The sequence below is a fragment of the Phenylobacterium sp. genome, assembly GCF_041916435.1.
In the GTDB taxonomy this organism is placed as follows: Bacteria; Pseudomonadota; Alphaproteobacteria; order Caulobacterales; family Caulobacteraceae; genus Phenylobacterium.
Map to the genome: position 1 here is coordinate 90226 of NZ_JAYRZM010000001.1, position 17540 is coordinate 107765.

A 17540-nucleotide genomic window follows, 5' to 3' on the forward strand; every position below is an offset into this window, starting at 1 on the left:
AACGCCGCCTCGGCGGCCTCCGGAAAGGGACACCACGCCTCGATGACCAATCCCGCCCGTGTACGCCCGCTCTCCGCAGCACGCGAGTTCCTGCAGAGCGAGGCGGCCGGAGGCGTGGTGCTGATGGTCGCCGCGGCGCTGGGGCTCGTGGCCGCCAACTCGGCGTGGGCCGAGGACTATTTCCACGCCCTGCACATCGAGATCGGCCCGTTCAGCCTGCTGCACTGGATCAACGACGGGCTGATGTCGATCTTCTTCCTGCTGGTCGGGGTGGAGATCAAACGCGAGATGCTGGACGGCCAGCTCGCCACCTGGCCGCGGCGCATCCTGCCGGGCCTGGCGGCGATGGGCGGCATGGCCGCGCCGGCGCTGATCTACCTGACCGTGACCCAGGGCGACGCCGAGGCGATGCGCGGCTGGGCCACGCCCGCGGCCACCGACATCGCCTTCACCCTGGGCGTGCTGGCGCTGCTGGGGCCGAAGGTGCCGATCTCGCTGAAGATCTTCGTGACCGCCCTGGCGATCCTGGACGACCTGGGCGCGGTGCTGATCATCGCGATCTTCTACACCGACGACCTGTCGCTGCTGTGGCTGGGCGGCGGGGCGGCGATCGTCGCGGTGCTGGCCGTGCTGAACTGGCGGGGCGTCAGGCTGCTTTGGCCCTATCTCCTGCTGGGCCTCGGGCTTTGGGTGTGCGTGCTGCAGTCGGGCGTGCACGCCACGGTGGCCGGGGTGATCCTGGCGATGACCATTCCGCTGAAGCGCTCGCCCGCGCGGCCGGACGATCCGAGCTCGCCGCTGCACAAGCTGGAGCACGCCCTGGCCGGGACCGTGGCCTTCGCCATCGTGCCGATCTTCGGCTTCGCCAACGCCGGCGTCAGCCTGGAGGGGCTGGGCCTGGAGGCGCTGCTGGCGCCGGTGACCCTGGGCGTGGCGGCCGGGCTGTTCGCCGGCAAGCAGGTGGGCGTGTTCGCGGCGAGCTGGCTGACCATCAAGCTGAAGCTGGCCGACCGGCCGGACGACGCCTCGATGCTGCAGCTCTACGGCGTGGCGCTGCTCTGCGGGATCGGCTTCACCATGAGCCTGTTCATCGGCCTCCTGGCGTTCCCCAGCTCGGAGACCCTGCAGTCGGAGGTGAAGCTCGGCGTGCTGGTGGGCTCGGCGCTGTCCACGCTCGTGGGGGTGGTGGTGCTGTCCCTGGCCAGGGGAGACGGCCGCGCGGCGGCGCCGGCGTCATGACCGCGCCGCGCGGCGCCCGCCGACGGCTGCCGCGCCTGCGCGCCCGGCTGCACGAGCTCTACCTGGGCAACAGCCGCCGGGCCGTGCGGTTCAGGATCGGCGTGATCGCCGTCGACTTCGTGCTGATCGGCTTCTTCGTCGCCGCCCCGTTCCTGCGCAAGAGCGCGGCCTTCCTGGTGATCGACTACGTGGTGGCGCTGGTGCTGGCCGCCGACCTCGCCGCGCGGGCCCTGGCCTGGCCGGACTTCAGGAGCTGGCTCCGGCGGCCGATCGTCTGGGTGGACCTGTTCGTGCTGGCGACGCTGCTGGCGCCGCAGTGGCTGTTCAACCTGGCCTTCCTGCGGGTCTTGCGGCTGTGGACGCTGTTCCACAGCGACTTCTTCTGGCGCACGGTCGGCCGGCGCTACGACGAGACGCGGTGGGAGGACGTGGCGCGGGCGGCCGCGACCCTGGTGACTTTCGTCTTCGTGGCGACCGGCTTCGTCTACACCAGCTTCGCCGGGCGACATCCCGGGATCGCCGGCTATGTGGACGCGCTCTACTTCACCGTGGCGACCCTGACGACCACGGGGTTCGGCGACGTCACCCTGCCTGGGACCTGGGGCAAGGTGATCTCCATCGTCATCATGATCTGCGGGATCACCCTGTTCGTGCGCCTGGCCCAGACGCTGATGCGCCCGCCGAAGGTGCGCTTCCCGTGCCCGACCTGCGGACTTCTGCGGCACGACCCGGACGCGGTGCACTGCAAGGCGTGCGGCACGCTGCTGAACATCCCCAACGACGAGGGCTGACGAGCCCCGCCCCGCGCGCGTGGCCCTGCGCAGATTTCTCATCGCGGCCATGGCGCGGCGGCGCGCCGTGTCCTAGAGTTTTTGCGGGCGGCCGTGCGGCTGCACAGGCTGACGGCCGACTGACGTGTTTGTTGCGCTGAGACGGCGCGCACGCGGAACGGCGATGGGCGCCATCCCAGCTTCCGGAAGCGATGGGAGGTTGTCCTATGCCAAACAACAAGGCGGGCCATGTCCGGGCCCTAGCGCTCGTCGGACCGACGGGCGTCGGCAAGACCGCGCTGCTTGAGGCCATGCTGCTCGTCACCGGCGCGGTCGATCAGCGAGCCGGCGGCGGAGCAGCGGAAAAGATAGGCGATACGAGTCCGGAGGCCCGAGCGCGCGGCCATTCGGTGGAGCTGAACATCGCCGGGTTCGACTTCCTGGGCGACCGCTACGCGGTGATCGACTGCCCCGGGGCGGTGGAGTTCTCCGCCGAGGCGGACGCGGTGCTGCCGGCCGTGGACCTGGCCATCGTGGTGGCCGACCCCGATCCGGCCAAGGCGATCCTGCTGCAGCCGACGCTGCAGGCGCTGGACCGGGCCGGCACGCCGCATGCGGTGTTCGTCAACAAGATCGACCAGGCGCGCGGGTCGCTGCAGGAGCTGATGAACGCGCTGGCGCCGATGAGCGGCGAGCCGCTGGTGGCCCGGCAGATCCCGATCTCGCAGGGCGACCGCGTGACCGGCTTCGTCGACCTGGCGCTGGAGCGCGCCTTCGTCTACCGGCCGGGCCAGCCCTCGCAGCAGACGCCGCTGACCGACGACCTGCAGGCGGTGGAGGCGGACGCCCGCTTCCACATGCTCGAGCAGATGGCCGACTTCGACGACGAGTTGATGGAGCAGCTCCTGAGCGACGTCGCTCCGGCGCGGGACCTGGTGTTCGCCGACCTGGCGCGCGAGCTGAACGCGGGGCAGATCGTGCCGGTGTTCTTCGGCTCGGCGCAGAACGGCTTCGGCGTGCGCCGGCTGCTGAAGGCGCTGCGGCACGAGACGGCGGACCCGCGGGCGGCGGCCGGGCGGCTTGGCCTGGACGGCCCGGCCGGCTGGGTGCTGAAGGTCTCCCACGCCGGACAGGCGGGCAAGCTGGCCTACACGCGGGTGTTCGGCCAGGCCCTGGCCGACGGCGCCGAGCTGACCCTCGGCGACGGCGAGAAGCGCCGCGCGGGCGGGCTCTTCGCCATCCAGGGCGGCGGCCTGAAGAAGGTCTCCGAAGGCCGGGTGGGCGACCTGGTGGCCGTGGGCAAGGTCGAGGAGGCCGCGCCCGGAACGGCGCTGTCGCTGGACGGGATCGCGCGGTCCTCGGCGGTGACGCCGCCGGACCGGACGCCGCTCTACGCCATGGCCGTGGCCGCCCTCAGCCGCAAGGACGACGTGCGCCTGTCGGGGGCGTTGGCCAAGCTGGTGGAAGAGGATCGGGGCCTGTCGCTGATCCACGACGCCGAGGGCCGCCAGGTGCTGCTGGCCGGGCAGGGAGAAGGCCATGTGCGCCTGGCCCTGGAGCGGCTGAAGCGGCGGTTCGGGGTGGACATCGCCACCGACAGGCCGCGCACGCCCTATCGGGAGACGATCCAGAAGCCTGTCGTGCAGCACAGCCGCCACAAGAAGCAGACCGGCGGGCATGGGCAGTTCGGCGACGTGACGGTGGAGATCCGCCCGCTGCCGCGCGGGGAAGGGATCTCGTTCTCGCAGAAGATCACCGGCGGGGCCGTGCCCAAGCAGTGGATTCCGGCCGTGGAGCAAGGGGTGCGCGACGGGCTGGCCAAGGGCCCGCTGGGCTTTCCGGTGACCGATGTGGAGGTCGTGCTGGTTGACGGCGCCCACCACAGCGTCGACTCCTCGGAGATGGCGTTCCGCGCCGCCGGGCGTCTGGCGATGGAGGAGGGGCTGCGCGCGTGCGGCTCGATCCTGCTGGAGCCGGTGGACCGCCTGGCGATCTTCGCGCCCTCTTCGGCGCTGTCCAACGTCAACTCCGCGATCGCCGCTCGGCGCGGGCAAATCCTGGGCTTCGAGCCGCGGGAGGGCTGGCCCGGCTGGGAGCGGATCGAGGTCTACCTGCCGCAGAGCGAGCGCCACGACCTGATCGCCGAACTGCGCTCGATCACCCAGGGGCTAGGCGCCTTCGAGGCCGGTTTCGACCACATGTCGGAGCTGACGGGCCGGCTGGCCGCGGAGGCGGCGGCCTAGGGCTCCGGGCGGGCCGCCGGCGTCAGGCGCGCTGGCGGTCCGCCTCGGCCGCCACCACGCATTCCAGGAAGCGGACGAGTTGCTGGCGCGACGCCTGGTCCAGGTCGGCGAAATAGCTCAGGAGGTTCTGCGCGTCGGGCCGGGCGGCCCGATTGAGCATCTCCATGCCGTCGTCAGTATAGACGTCGAGATTGTCGAGCGGGCCGACAAGGTCGGTCACCCGGCATTTGAGCGCGTCGGAAATCTTCACGAGCCGGGAGAAGGAGATGCGGTTCGAACCGTTCTCGTATTTCTGGATCTGCTGGAACGTGACGCCGCTGAGTTCGGCCAACTCGCTCTGCGACATGCCCAGGGAGCGGCGGCGCAGGCGGATCGTCGTCCCCAACGCCAGGTCCATCGGTTCAGCTTTCTTGGGCGTAGCGTTCATCCCCAATCGGCGTCCTTCTCTTATTCGATGCGGACGCCCAGGCGGGCGTCGCAACATAGTCGACACCGCCTGCGTTTGAGAACAAATTGCATCTGAACTCTTGCGTAACAGCGTCTGGTTGCATCTACGTGCAGTAAGACTCTGCGAATACACAATGGCATGCGCCCGATAGTGAGGCGCAAAACTACCCATTTTGAGTTCCGGACGGCCCCGGCGCCCAGCGTCAGGGCATGACGATCTGGAACCAGAAGTCGAAGCGGTCGAGCCAGGACAGCAGCTTTTCAAGGGGTTCGGCCGATCCCTCGGCGGTCGTCTCGCCGGCCGCCAGCGAAGCCTCAAGGCTCGTCTCGCCGATCACCAGGCGCACGAGTTCGTTGCGGCTCAGGGTCACGGTCGGCGCGCCGGGCAGGGTCTTGGCCTGCGCGTGGTGCAGCACCGCGTTCTCCACGCTGACGGCGAAGCGCTCGCCCGTGTCGGAGAAGGCCAGGTTGAAGCCGATCGCCTCGGCGCCGGCCTTGGGCCCGTTCAGGCGCACCGACAGGGATTCCAGCAGGCGCTCGGCCGGCAGGCCTCGAAGCTGGCCGGCGGCGCCCTGGCGCGGCGTCGGCGAGGCCGGCATCGGATTGCGCAGCTCCTGGGCGCCGGTCAGGTAGAAGGCCCGCCAGGGACCGGACTCGGCCTGGTAGCCCATCTGCTCCAGGGCGTCGGCCTGCAGGGCGCGGGCGTCCGCGTTGGCCGGGTCGGCGAAGACCAGATGGTTCACGATCTCGGCCACCCAGCGGTATTCGCCGCGGTCGAACGCCTCGCGGGCCTTGGCCATCAGGGCGTCGGGACCGCCGGCCAGGTCGACGTAGCGGCGGCCGGCCTCTTCGGGGGGCAGCCTGTGCAGATTGGCCGGATTGCCGTCGAACCAGCCGAGGTAGCGCTGGTAGACGGCCTTGGCGTTGTGGCTGAGGGTTCCGTAGTAGCCGCGGGTGTACCACTCGGCCGCCAGAGTGGGCGGCAGGGCCATCTCCTCGGCGATTTCCAGCGGCGTCAGCCCGTGGTTGGCCAGGCGCAGGGTCTGGTCGTGGATGTACTTGTAGAGGTCGCGCTGCTTCCTCAGGAAGTCGACGGCGCGGCCCTGGCCCCAGCGCGGCCAGTGGTGGCTGGCGAACAGCACCTCGGTGTCGGCGGCGAACAGGTCGATGGACTCGCCGATGTAGTGGCTCCAGGCGCGGGCGTCGCGCACCTGGGCCCCGCGCGGGGTGTAGATGTTGTGCAGGTGGCACGAGCAGTTCTCGGCCATGCACAGGGCCTTGAACTGCGGGAAGAAGAAATTCATCTCCGCCGGCGCCTCGGTGCCGGGGGTGACCTGGAAGATGATCTCGACGCCGTCGATGGTCATGCGCTCGCCGGTCCGGCCGATCGAGCGGGTGGGCGGGACCAGGCTGACCTGGCCGAGGGAGACGGCCTTGCCGAGGCCGGCGTCCACGTGGCCCTTGGGTCCGCGCGGCAGGAGCGAGCCGTACATGTAGGTGGCGCGCCGGGCCATGGCGTTGCCGGCGACCACGTTCTCGCTGACCGCCTCCTCCAGGAAGCCCTCGGGGGCGATGATCTGCAGGCCCTTGGCGATGTCCTCGTCGGAGAGGACGCCCTTGATCCCGCCGTAGTGGTCGACGTGGCTGTGGGTGTAGATCACCCCGGTGACCGGCTTGTCGCCGCGATGCTTGCGCATCAGCGCCAGGGCGGCGGCGGCCGGCTCGGCCGAGATCAAGGGGTCGATCACCAGATAACCGGTGTCGCCCTCGATGAAGGTGATGTTCGACAGGTCGAAGTTGCGCACCTGGTAGACGCCGGGCGTGACCTCGTAGAGGCCATGGGCGGCGTTGAGCCGGGCCTGGCGCCAGAGGCTGGGATTGACCGTGTCCGGGCACGCCTCGGCGAGGAAGCCGAAGGGCTGCATGCTCCAGACCGGCCGGCCCTCGGCGTTGAGGACGGTGGCGTCGGGGATGGTGCCGATGAAGCCGCGGGCCACGTCCTCGGCGTCCTGGCCGGTCTCGGCCGGCAGGCTGGCGAGCACGGCGGCCTGGGCCGCGCGGGTGGCTTCAGTGGCGTCCTTGGGTCCCGACATTCCCCGATCCTTTTGCTGTTTCGCGCGGTATTGGCCGCCCGCGCGCCATTTGTCGGACTCGTAGCACCCGCCGGGCGGCGCGTAAGCCCGCCAAGCGACGTCGATGTGGAAATCCTCGGCGCGAGGGTCGAATGACGCGGCGAGGGCGGCTAAGACTGCGCCGTCAGAATTGGATCGCGGGAAACTCGCCGGATGATCATCGCAGGCTGGATCCTGGCCCTGCTCGGCCTGGCGCAGGTCGTCTACTCGGGCACGCTGGACGTTTCGCACTTCGTCGAGGGCAACCGCCTGCTGGGCATCGCGCCCAGCATCGTGGCCGACCCGGACCTGGTGGCGCAGCGAAGCATGATCCACGAGGCCGGCTGCGCCACCTTCCTGGCCGGCGCGATCTTCCTGGCGGCGGCCTATCTGAAGCCCGCGCCCACGGGGCCTGAGGCCAAGTCGTGGACCTCCATGGGCGCGATCGCCGCGGGCGTGCTGGTGCTGGCCGCGGCCGGCGGCTTCGGCGCCTTCCTCTACGGGCTGCACACGCGCAACGCCGACCAGCGGCTGCTGGAAGAGGCGCAGATGAAGAACGTCAAGGCCGAGGCCACCACCAGCGCCCAGAGCGAGGCGGACCGGCGGGCGCGCAACGAGGCCGAAGCGGCCAAGGCCTCGGGCGGCGCGGCGCGCTAGCCGCCCGGGTCGGGGGCGGCCGTCGCGGCGGACTATTCGGCGGCGGCGCGCAGGGCGGCCTCGGTCTTCTCGATCTCCTCGGTGATCCAGTCGTGGCCGTTGTGCGACAGCACCCCGTCGATGGCGGCGATGTGGATCCTCAGGCGCTCGCGGATCTCCGGATCGACGTCCGTGCGCTCGGACATCCACTTGGCGATCTGATGCAGCCCGAAGGCGCTGTGCAGCGCCAGGCGCTCAAGCTGATCCTGCGGCAGTTTCATAGGGCCTCCTCCCACCTTGCGGCCCCCCGACCAGGGAAGTTGGCGCTCGCCGCACCGTGCGGTCAAGCCGCGCCGGGCCGGTCCTTCATGGCGGCGAAGGCGTCCAGCGCGCGCTTGCGGGCCTTGGCGTGGTCGACGATCGGGCGCGGATAGTCCGTCCCCAGCCGGACGCCGGCGCCGGCCAGGACGGCGGCGGGCGCGTCCCACGGCTTGTGGAGCCAGGCGGCGGGCAGGCGGGCGAGCTCCGGGACCCACCTGCGCACATAGGTCCCGTTGGGATCGAACTTCTCGCCCTGGGCGACGGGATTGAAGATGCGGAAGTAGGGCGCGGCGTCCGCGCCGCCGCCGGCGACCCACTGCCAGGAGGCGGCGTTGTTCGCCAGGTCGGCGTCCACCAGGGTGTCCCAGAACCAGGCCTCGCCCTGACGCCAGTCGATCAGCAGGTGCTTGATGAGGAAGGAGGCGGCGATCATCCGCACGCGGTTGTGCATCCAGCCGGTGGTCCAGAGCTCGGCCATCCCGGCGTCGACGATCGGATAGCCGGTGCGCCCGCGCCGCCAGGCGTCGAGGCCGGCCGGATCGTCGGCCCAGGGGAAGGCGTCGAACTCGGCGCGGAAGTTGGCGGCGGGCAGGGCGGGGAAATGGAAGAGGAGGTGGTGGCAGAACTCGCGCCAGCCGAGCTCCTGCAGGAACTTCTCCGCGCCGGGCGAGCCTGCGCCCAGGGCCTGGACCGCGGCGAAAACCTGCCGGGGGCCGATCTCGCCGAAATGCAGGTGCGGCGACAGGCGCGAGGTTGCGGGCAGGTCCGGCCGGTCGCGGGCGGCGGCGTAGCCCTCCAGCCCCTCGGAGAGGAAGCGCTGCAGCCTGGCCTGGGCGCCCGCCTCGCCCGGCGTCCAGGCCCGGCGCAGGCCGCCGGCCCAGTCGGGGGCGCGGGGAAGCAGGCGCCAGTCGTCCAGGGCCTCGCCAGCCGGCCAGGCCGGGGGCGCGGCGATCGACGCGGGCGGGGCGAGCGGGGCGGGCGGCGCAGGCGCGCCCAGGCAGGCGCGCCAGAAGGGGGTGAACACCTTGTAGGGCCCGCCGCCGCCGGTCCGGATGGTCCAGGGCTCGAAGAGGAGGGCGGCGTTGAAGCTTTCGGCCGCGACGCCGGCGGCCTTCAGCTCGGCCTTGACCCGCGCGTCGCGGGTCGCGGCGGCCGGTTCGTAACGGCGGTTCCAGACGACGGCGCCGGCCCCGGTCTCGCTGACGACCTCCCGCAGCGCCGCCAGGGCCGGGCCGCGGCGCAGGACGAGCCGCTGGCCCAGGCGCTCCAGGCTTTCAGCCAGGGCGGCCAGGCTCATGTGCAGCCACCAGCGCGACGCGCCGCCGGCCGGCCAATCGCCTTCGCCGGCCTCGTCGAGCACGTAGAGACAGACGACCGGGCGTCCGCCGGCGGCGGACGCGAGCAGCGCGGGATTGTCGGCCAGCCGCAGGTCCTGGCGGAACCACATGATCGCGGGGGAGGAATCGCGCCCAGACATCGCCTCACGATAGCCGTGGTCCTGGTTCACGTCCTTGCCCGTCGGCGCCCGCGCCGCGCGGCGAGGCGCTGGACAAGCGAAGAAAATTCGCGCCTTAGGAGAAGTTAAAAGCGCGGAAACCTTGATTGGACGCGCCGGCTCCGCCCGGCGCCTGCGCGCCAAGGGGGTGTGCTTGCCGACCGTCGCATTCGTCAATCCGAAGGGAGGCGCGGGGAAGACCACCGCCGCGCTGCTGCTCGCGCTCGGCCTCGCCGAGCGGGGCCATCGGGTGGCCATGGTGGACGCCGACCCGAACCGGCCGCTGGTGCACTGGGCCTCGCTGCCCGCCCGGCCGGAGACCGTGACCGTCCACCCCGCGCCCATGGAGATGGACCTGCCGGACGCCCTGCGCGAGGCGCGGAGCAAGGCCGACTGGGTGATCCTGGACACCGAGGGCTCGGCGCGGGCCGGGCTGGCGTTCGCCGTCGCCAAGCCGGACATGGTGATCACCCCGCTGGCCTCGTCCACGCTGGAGGCGCTGCAGGCGCTGAAGGCCGCCGAGATGGTGCACGAGGCGAGCCGCAAGCTGCGCCGGCCGATCATCCATGCGTGCCTGTTCACCCGCCTGCCGGCGGCGATCCGGCCGAAGTCGCTGCGCCAGGTGGTCGAGCTGCTGAAGGGGAAGGGGATCGCCATCCTGCCGACGGCGATCGTCGAGAAGGAGGCGTTCCGCGCGCTGTTCGCCGCGGGCGGCGACCTGGCGGCGCTGGAGGCCTGCGGAACCTACGGCGCGGGGGCGGCGCGGCGCAACGCCGAGGGCTATGTGGACGCCGTGCTGGCCCTGCTGGACGGCGACGCCGACGACCGCAGCCCGAGCCGGGGCGAAGAGGCCAGGGCCGCCGGACTCTGAGGCCGCCGGCCCGGCCGCGGGCATGAATCTTGCCTGTCGGGACGAGACCTTCACGGGACGTCCCGCATCATGGCCCAGCACAGTTTCCCGCGCGACAGCGCCACGCGGCCCGCCGCCGGACGGGCCAGGCTGGCGATCGTCACCGCCGAGCCGCGGCCGGGCGTGCTGGCGCCGCTGCTGAAGCGCCTGCGCCGCGCGCGGCCCTGGCTGGCCGAGCGGACCGTCGTGCTGGACGCCGCCGCCGAGGCGGACCTGGCCGACGTGCGCCTGGTGCTCTTCGTGCTGCCGCCGGCGCTGGAGGCGCGCGATCCGGCCGCCTGGGCCGGCGCGCGGCGCATCGCCCTCAAGGCCGACACCCACTGGATTCCCGTGCTCAACCGGCCCGGCGGCGCGCGCACGACGCGGCGGCTCGGCGGGGGCGGGCCCGACTCGCGCGAGGGCCATCCGCCCGGCTCGCTGTTCGCCCGGCTGCACCATCGCAAGCGCGCCTTCGTGCTGAACGGCGAGGTGATGAACGGCGAGCTGCTGCTGTCGGCCAGCGGGGTCTTCACGCCCTCCGCCAGCATCTTCGCCGGCCGCATCGGCAAGCGGCGGCTGCGCCGCGAGGCGCGGGCCGCCGACCAGGCCTATTTCGACGCCGCGCCGGAGGCGACGCCGGCGCTCGCCCAGGCCGCGCGGGGCCATGGCCTCGACTTCGCCTCGGTGGAGTTCTGCATGACGCCGCAGGGCCAGGCGCGGCCGACCCGGATCGAGCCGATCGGCGAGCTGGGCGGAACCCTGGCCCTGGCGGCGCGCAGGCGCGGGGTGAAGGCGCGGATCGAGCGGCTGCTGGACCGCTACGCCGAGGCGCTGGAAGCGGTGTTCCTCGCCGAGCTGGAGGCCGGCGTTCCCGGGCGCTCGGCGGCCTAGCCGACCGTCGCGGCGGGCGGAGCGCCGCGCTTGATGGTGCGAAAGCCCAGATGCGAGGCGCCGGTGTCCGGCGGGCCGGGCTGGCGCGCGGCCGGGCGATAGCGGAAGCAGAAGTCGTCGGCGCAGAGGAACGAGCCGCCCTTGATCACGTGCTTGGGCAGGGCCGAGCGCGGTTCGGCCGGATCGAACGCCTGGGAGACGTCCGGGCCCAGCGGATCATCCGCCGTCTCGTCATCGTGGCCGGGCCTGTACCAGTCGCTGGTCCACTCCCAGACGTTGCCGGCCATGTCGTAGAGGCCGTAGCCGTTGGGCGGGAAGCAGCCGACCGGGGCGGGGCGGATCTTGTAGCCGTCGGCGCCGGTGTCCACGGCCGGGAAGACGCCCTGCCAGTAGTTGGCCTGCGGATGGGCGGGATCGGCGGCCCGGTTCCCCCAGGAATATTTGGCGTCCTTCAGCCCGCCGCGGGCGGCGTACTCCCACTCCGCCTCGGTGGGCAGGTCGCGGCCGCGCCAGCGGGCGTAGGCCAGGGCGTCCTGGTAGGCGATCTGGACGACGGGCTCGCGGTCCTTGCCGGCGATAGAGGTCTTCGGGCCCAAGGGATGGCGCCAGTTCGCCCCGTCGACGATGCGCCACCAGCGGCTGGGGTCGTTGTGGTCGGGGTCGACGTCGGCGCCGACGAAGACGATCGCCGAGGGATGCAGGAGCTTGGGATCGACGCCGGGATAATCCTTCGGGTCGGGCTGGCGCTCGGCCAGGGTGACGTAGCCGGTGGCCTTCACGAAGGCGGCGAACTCGCCGTTGGTGACCTCGGTGCGGTCGATGGAGAAGGGGCCCACCGTGACGCGGTGGGGCGGGCCCTCCTCGGGCCGGACGCCGGCCGCGCCGAGCAGGAAGCTTCCGCCCGGCAGGGCGACCTCGCCCCTGGGCTGGGCCGGGCAGGGCGGCGCGGCGTTCGCCGTCTCGACGGCGCGCGGCTTGCCGGCCGGGCCGCAGCCGGCCAGGGCGAGCGCGCCGCCGAGGACGAGAAGCAAGGTGCGCACGGGCAGGAGCCGCCAGAAACCCATCAATTGGCACGCATAGTGCACAATTTCCGGGCGGCGGAAACCCCGCGCGCGCCTGCGCTCTAGGTTCAGACCTGGGCGAGCGCCTGGTCGAGGTCGGCGATGATGTCGTCCACGTGCTCCAGGCCCACGGACAGGCGCACCACGTCGGGCCCGGCGCCGGCGGCCGTCTGGGCGGCCTCCTCGAGCTGGCGGTGGGTGGTGGAGGAGGGGTGGATGATCAGGCTGCGCGTGTCGCCGACGTTGGCCAGGTGGGAGAAGAGCTTGACCGCGCCCACCAGCTTGACGCCCGCCGCATAGCCGCCCTTCAGGCCGAAGGTGAAGACCCCGCCGGCGCCGAGGGGCGCGTAGCGCTGGGCCAGGGCGTGATAGCGGTCGCCGGGCAGGCCGGCGTAGGAGACCCAGGCCACCTTGGGATGGGCGCTCAGCCAACGGGCCACGTCGAGCGCGTTGCGGCAGTGACGCTCCATGCGCAGCGGCAGGGTTTCGATCCCGGTGAGGATCAGGAAGGCGTTGAACGGCGAGAGCGCCGGGCCCAGGTCGCGCAGGCCGAGCGCGCGGCAGGCGAGGATGAAGGCGACCGGGCCGAACGCCTCGGTGAACACCTTGCCGTGGTAGCTGGGGTTGGGCTCGGACAGGTACGGGTACTTGCCGCCGGCGGTCCAGTCGAAGGTTCCGCCGTCGACGATGATCCCGCCGAGCGAGTTGCCGTGGCCGCCCAGGAACTTGGTCATGGAGTGGACGACGATGTCGGCGCCGTGCTCCAGCGGGCGCACCAGGTAGGGGGTGGCCAGGGTGTTGTCGACGATCAGCGGCACGCCCGCGGCGTGGGCGACCTTGGCGATGGCGGCGATGTCGCTGACCACGCCGCCCGGATTGGCGATGGATTCGATGAACACCGCGCGGGTGTCGGCGTCGATGGCGTCGGCGTAGGCGTGAGCATCGTCGCCGTCGACGAAGGTGACGCCCCAGCCCATCTTCTTGAAGCTCTGGCTGAGCTGGTTGATCGAGCCGCCGTAGAGCTTGCGCGAGGCGACGATGTTGCGGCCCGGCTCCATCAGCGTGTGGAAGGCGATGAACTGGGCGGCGTGGCCGCTGGCGACGGCCAGGGCGGCCGCGCCGCCTTCCAGCGCCGTCACGCGGGCTTCCAGCACCCCGGTCGTGGGGTTGCCGAGGCGGGTGTAGATGTTGCCGCCGGCCTCCAGGTTGAACAGGGCCGCGGCGTGGTCGCTGTCGTCGAAGACGTAGGAGGCGGTCTGGTAGATCGGGGTGATGCGCGCCTTGGTGACGGGGTCAGGCTCGGCCCCGGCGTGGATGGCCAGGGTTTCAGGGCGCAGGCTCGGCTTCTCGATCATGGGGTTCCTCGCACGTCAGGGCTCCCGGGGCCCCGTTTCGGGCGCCCAGATAGCGTGCGCGAAGGCCGCTGTCTTCCCCCTCAGCTTTCCGGCGGCGTGAGCGAGAAGGGCACGATGGAGCGCTCGAAGCGCGGCACGCTGAAGCCGCGGTCCACCGGCGGGAAGGCGCGCTGGGTGCAGTCGTCGCGCTCGCAGATGCGGCAGCTCACGCCGATGCGGGCGGCTGGGCCGGCCAGGTCCACCCCCTGGGAATAGACCAGGGCGTCGGCGTACTGGATCTCGCAGCCGAGGCCCAGGGCGTAGCGCCGGTCCGGCTGGTCATAGGCGCCGGAGCGCTTGAGCACGCTGCGGGCCAGGCACAGGTAGCGCGCGCCGTCGGGCATCTCGGCCACCTGCACCAGGGTGCGCCCGTCGTGGCCGAACGCCTCGTGGATGTTCCACAGGGGGCAGGTCCCGCCGAAGCGGGCGAACTGGAAGCGGGTGGCGCTGTGGCGCTTGGTGATGTTGCCGGCCATGTCCACGCGCACGAAGTAGAACGGCACGCCGCGGGCGCCGGGCCGCTGCAAGGTGCTGAGGCGATGGCAGACCTGCTCGAAGCTGGTCTGGAAGCGCAGGGCGAGCTGGTCGAGGTCGTGGCGCAGGTCGGCGGCGGCGGCGCGGAAGGTCTCGTAGGGCAGGAGCAGCGCGCCGGCGGCGTAGTTGGTCAGGCTGATGCGGCAGATCTCGGCGGCCGAGGCGCTGCGCAGGCCGGCCTCGGCCAGCTCCTTCTCGATCAGGCCGCCGAGGTCGGCCGCGACGATCTGGCAGGCGGTCTGGAAGGCGCGGGTCTCGGCCGGCTGGACGGTGTTGAGGGTGAGGGTGCGGCTGGCCGGATCGTAGCGGCGCATCAGGTCGCCGCCGGAGACGCGCCGGATGGCGACGCCCTGGGTGTCGCGCAGGTAGGCCTCCAGCGCCTGCTCGACCGGCGCGTCCGGGCCCAGGCCGCAGCGGGCGGCGAGCGCCTCGGCGGCCACGTCCAGGCTGTCGACGTAGTTGTTGCGATAGTGGAAGTAGTCGCGCACCTCCTCGTAGGGCAGGAGCGCGCTGGCCGCGACCGTCTCGTCCAGCGAGATGGCCTCCTCGGTGGTCTTCAGCCGCTCGTCGATGCGCCGGTGCGCCCGGTGCAGGTTGAGGTAGTGCCGCGCGAAGTTGGGGGCGAGGGTGGCCACCTGCTTGAGCTCGGCCAGGGACGGGTGGGGGCCTTCGTCCAGCGGGTCGGCGCTGGCCTCGCGCAGGTCGGCCATCAGCCGCTGCTCGTCGTCGGCGTCCAGCGAGGCGGCGTCCACGTCGAACACCTTCATCATCGCGATCAGCACCCGGGCGGTGACCGGCCGCTGGTTGGCCTCGATCTGCGACAGGTAGCTGGTGGACAGGCCCAGGCGCTGGGCGCAGGGCTCCAGCTTCCAGCCGCGCTCCTCACGCAGGCGGCGGATCTTCGGGCCGATGAAGAGCTTCTGTTGCATTTCGCAATTTCACATACGGAGCGTCATGTGAAGCGAAGGCTTCACAACTCAACTCGGTTTCATGTGACGAAGCGGGAGGCAAGCTCTTTATTCACCGGCAAATCGAATTCCGGGGAGGAAGCGGCTTGCGGCTTTGCGACGCGATTTCCGAACTTCACAGCTTCCCAATTCGCAACCTGGATAGCGACGGTCACCTGGCGTGAGCAAACCCCTGTTCGATAAGCTTCTGATCGCCAACCGCGGCGAGATCGCGGTGCGGATCATCAAGACCTGCCGCCGGCTGGGGATCGCCACGGTGGTGGTCTATTCGGAGGCCGACGCCGACTCCATGGCCGTGGAGATGGCCGACGAGACGGTGTTCATCGGCCCCGCGCCGGCGTCCGAGAGCTACCTGATCGCCGACAAGATCGTCGACGCCTGCCGCCAGACCGGCGCCACGGCGGTGCACCCCGGCTTCGGCTTCCTGTCGGAGAACGCCGGCTTCGCCCGGCGGCTGGCCGACGAGGGCCTGGTGTTCGTCGGGCCCAACGCCGTCGCCATCGAGGCGATGGGCGACAAGATCGAGTCCAAGAAGTTCGCCGCCAAGGCGGGCGTCTCCACCGTGCCCGGCCACGTGGGCGAGATCGGCGACACCGCCGAGGCGGTGAAGGTCGCCGAGGCAGTCGGCTATCCGGTGATGATCAAGGCCTCCGCCGGCGGCGGCGGCAAGGGCATCCGGGTGGCCTGGAACCGCAGGGACGTCGAGGAAGGCTTCCCGGCGGTGCGGGCCGAGGCCAAGGCCAGCTTCGGCGACGACCGGATCTTCATCGAGAAGTTCATCGAGAGCCCGCGCCACATCGAGATCCAGGTGCTGGGGGACAAGCACGGTAACGTCGTGCACCTGTTCGAGCGGGAATGCTCGATCCAGCGCCGCAACCAGAAGGTCATCGAGGAGGCGCCGAGCCCGCTGCTGGACGCGGCCACCCGCAAGGCCATGGGCGACCAGGCCGTCGCCCTGGCCAAGGCCGTGGGCTACGATTCCGCCGGCACCGTCGAGTTCGTCGCCGGCCAGGACAAGAGCTTCTTCTTCCTGGAGATGAACACCCGCCTGCAGGTGGAGCATCCGGTGACCGAGCTGATCACCGGGATCGACCTGGTGGAGCAGATGATCCGCTCGGCGGCCGGCCTGCCGCTGGAGTTCAGCCAGGACGACCTGAAGATCGACGGCTGGGCCATGGAAAGCCGGATCTACGCCGAGGACCCCTACCGCGGCTTCCTGCCCTCGATCGGCCGGCTGGTGCGCTACAGCCCCCCGCCGGAGGGCGATGACGGCCTGGGCGCGGTCGTGCGCAACGACGCGGGCGTGCGCGAGGGCGACGAGATCTCGATGTTCTACGACCCGATGATCTCCAAGCTGTCCACCTGGGGACGCAGCCGCGCCGAGGCGGTGCAGGCCATGGGCCGGGCGCTGGAGGAGTTCCACATCGAGGGGCTGGGCCAGAACATCCCGTTCCTGGCCGCGGTGATGGACCAGCCGCGCTTCCAGTCGGGCAAGCTGTCGACCAACTACATCAAGGACGAATTCCCCGAGGGCTTCCACGGCCTGCCGCCGTCGGACGCCCAGCGCGACCTGTTCGCGGCGACGGCCTGCGCCATGCACCGCATCCAAACCGAGCGGGCCTGCCCCGAGCAGGTGCGCGACGAGTGGACCGTGATCCTGGGGCAGGAGCATCGCCACGTGCGCCTGTCGAACGGCGGCGACGCCTTCCAGGTGACGATGGTGGAGGAGGGGCGCGCCTGCGTGCTGACGGACATCGTCTGGCGGCCGGGCCTGCCGACGTTCTCGGCCAAGCTGGACGGGGCGGCCTTCACCTGCCAGGTCAGGCCGGCGGCCGAGGGCTTCACGATCCGCCACCGGGCGGCGACGCTGAAGGTGCTGGTGCTTTCGGCGCGCTCGGCCGAACTGCACGCCAAGCTGCCGCCCAAGACCGCCGGAGCCTCCGCCAAGCTGGTGCTCTCGCCGATGCCGGGGCTGGTGGTCTCGCTCGACGCCGCGCCGGGCCAGGAGGTCAAGGCCGGCGAGCCCGTGGCCGTGATCGAGGCCATGAAGATGCAGAACATCATTCGCGCCGAACGCGACGGGGTCATCAAGTCCGTCGGCCCCAAACCCGGCGACTCCGTCGCCGCAGACGACGTCCTCATGGAGTTCGTGTGATGCTAGCTCTGAATGAAACGACCTCTGGATTGGCCACCATCACCGAGCTCGGCCAGCTCTTCGGCCTGTCGGCCCGCGCCATCCGCTTCTACGAGGAGCGGGGCCTGGTCGAGGCCCGCCGCGACCGGCTGAACCGGCGCCGCTACGACCGGCGGGCGCGCTCGCGCCTGCAGGTGATCGCCCAGTTCCGCCGCGCGGGCCTGGCCCTGGACGACATCGAGGAGATCCTCGCCCTGCAGGACAGCGGCGACGGCTCGGTCGATCCCATCGCCCGCGCCATGGAAAAGCTCTCCACCCGGCTCGCCGCCATCGAGCAGGAGAAGAGCGAGGTCGAGGCGGTGATGGCCGCGCTCGGCCAGCCCGGGTCCAAGGCCGCGGCCTGACCC

Annotated in this window: 15 protein-coding genes; 8 read left to right on the top strand and 7 right to left on the bottom strand. The window is 71.4% G+C overall.

Annotation, left to right across the window (positions count from 1 at the left end; all coding sequences use genetic code 11):
• The first annotated feature begins 42 nt into the window (after window positions 1–42).
• From nhaA to ACE3TA_RS00520, 3 genes are all read left to right on the top strand, one after another.
• Window positions 43–1239: a Na+/H+ antiporter NhaA gene (nhaA, locus tag ACE3TA_RS00510; protein ID WP_374569727.1), complete on the top strand. Its 1197-nt coding sequence runs from the start codon at window positions 43–45 to the stop codon at window positions 1237–1239.
• A complete protein-coding gene (locus ACE3TA_RS00515; RefSeq protein WP_374569728.1) occupies window positions 1236–2030 on the top strand; it encodes a potassium channel family protein in 795 nt (264 codons plus the stop codon). Before nhaA ends, ACE3TA_RS00515 begins: the two co-directional genes overlap by 4 nt.
• A 206-nt stretch (window positions 2031–2236) precedes the next feature.
• Complete coding sequence (locus ACE3TA_RS00520; RefSeq protein WP_374569729.1) at window positions 2237–4252, top strand: elongation factor G; 2016 nt, start codon at window positions 2237–2239, stop codon at window positions 4250–4252.
• A gap of 22 nt (window positions 4253–4274) precedes the next feature.
• Here the strand turns inward: ACE3TA_RS00520 and ACE3TA_RS00525 are convergent, their stop codons facing one another.
• Together ACE3TA_RS00525 and ACE3TA_RS00530 are read right to left on the bottom strand one after the other, a co-directional pair.
• Window positions 4275–4649, bottom strand: a complete 375-nt coding sequence (locus ACE3TA_RS00525; RefSeq protein WP_374569730.1) for a helix-turn-helix domain-containing protein — start codon at window positions 4647–4649, stop codon at window positions 4275–4277.
• Between the two features lie 253 nt (window positions 4650–4902).
• A complete protein-coding gene (locus tag ACE3TA_RS00530; protein WP_374569731.1) occupies window positions 4903–6792 on the bottom strand; it encodes an alkyl/aryl-sulfatase in 1890 nt (629 codons plus the stop codon).
• A 192-nt stretch (window positions 6793–6984) separates the two neighbouring features.
• Here ACE3TA_RS00530 and ACE3TA_RS00535 point away from each other — a divergent pair, with 192 nt between their 5' ends.
• Window positions 6985–7467, top strand: a complete 483-nt coding sequence (locus tag ACE3TA_RS00535; protein ID WP_374569732.1) for a hypothetical protein — start codon at window positions 6985–6987, stop codon at window positions 7465–7467.
• A 32-nt stretch (window positions 7468–7499) separates the two neighbouring features.
• On the opposite strand, the gene ACE3TA_RS00540 is transcribed toward ACE3TA_RS00535, so the two are convergent.
• Together ACE3TA_RS00540 and ACE3TA_RS00545 are read right to left on the bottom strand one after the other, a co-directional pair.
• A complete protein-coding gene (locus ACE3TA_RS00540; RefSeq protein ID WP_374569733.1) occupies window positions 7500–7727 on the bottom strand; it encodes a hypothetical protein in 228 nt (75 codons plus the stop codon).
• Between the two features lie 62 nt (window positions 7728–7789).
• Complete coding sequence (locus tag ACE3TA_RS00545) at window positions 7790–9274, bottom strand: deoxyribodipyrimidine photo-lyase (RefSeq protein WP_374569734.1); 1485 nt, start codon at window positions 9272–9274, stop codon at window positions 7790–7792.
• A 142-nt stretch (window positions 9275–9416) separates the two neighbouring features.
• On the opposite strand from ACE3TA_RS00545, the gene ACE3TA_RS00550 reads away from it, so the two are divergent.
• Together ACE3TA_RS00550 and ACE3TA_RS00555 are read left to right on the top strand one after the other, a co-directional pair.
• Window positions 9417–10133 carry an AAA family ATPase gene (locus ACE3TA_RS00550; RefSeq protein WP_374569735.1) on the top strand — a complete coding sequence of 239 codons (717 nt, stop codon included), beginning with the start codon at window positions 9417–9419 and terminating at the stop codon, window positions 10131–10133.
• 69 nt (window positions 10134–10202) lie between these two features.
• A complete protein-coding gene (locus ACE3TA_RS00555; protein WP_374569736.1) occupies window positions 10203–11042 on the top strand; it encodes a hypothetical protein in 840 nt (279 codons plus the stop codon).
• On the opposite strand, the gene ACE3TA_RS00560 is transcribed toward ACE3TA_RS00555, so the two are convergent.
• The 3 genes from ACE3TA_RS00560 to ACE3TA_RS00570 form a co-directional block, all read right to left on the bottom strand.
• Window positions 11039–12106, bottom strand: a complete 1068-nt coding sequence (locus ACE3TA_RS00560) for a formylglycine-generating enzyme family protein (protein WP_374569737.1) — start codon at window positions 12104–12106, stop codon at window positions 11039–11041. The genes ACE3TA_RS00555 and ACE3TA_RS00560 overlap by 4 nt on opposite strands.
• Window positions 12107–12171: 65 nt before the next feature.
• A complete protein-coding gene (locus tag ACE3TA_RS00565) occupies window positions 12172–13458 on the bottom strand; it encodes an O-acetylhomoserine aminocarboxypropyltransferase (RefSeq protein WP_374569738.1) in 1287 nt (428 codons plus the stop codon).
• An 80-nt stretch (window positions 13459–13538) separates the two neighbouring features.
• Window positions 13539–14960, bottom strand: a complete 1422-nt coding sequence (locus ACE3TA_RS00570; RefSeq protein ID WP_374569739.1) for a short-chain fatty acyl-CoA regulator family protein — start codon at window positions 14958–14960, stop codon at window positions 13539–13541.
• Window positions 14961–15171: 211 nt separating this feature from the next.
• Here ACE3TA_RS00570 and ACE3TA_RS00575 point away from each other — a divergent pair, with 211 nt between their 5' ends.
• Complete coding sequence (locus ACE3TA_RS00575; protein WP_374571086.1) at window positions 15172–17154, top strand: acetyl-CoA carboxylase biotin carboxylase subunit; 1983 nt, start codon at window positions 15172–15174, stop codon at window positions 17152–17154.
• Complete coding sequence (locus ACE3TA_RS00580; protein WP_374569740.1) at window positions 17154–17537, top strand: MerR family transcriptional regulator; 384 nt, start codon at window positions 17154–17156, stop codon at window positions 17535–17537. Before ACE3TA_RS00575 ends, ACE3TA_RS00580 begins: the two co-directional genes overlap by 1 nt.
• Window positions 17538–17540 lie beyond the last annotated feature (3 nt).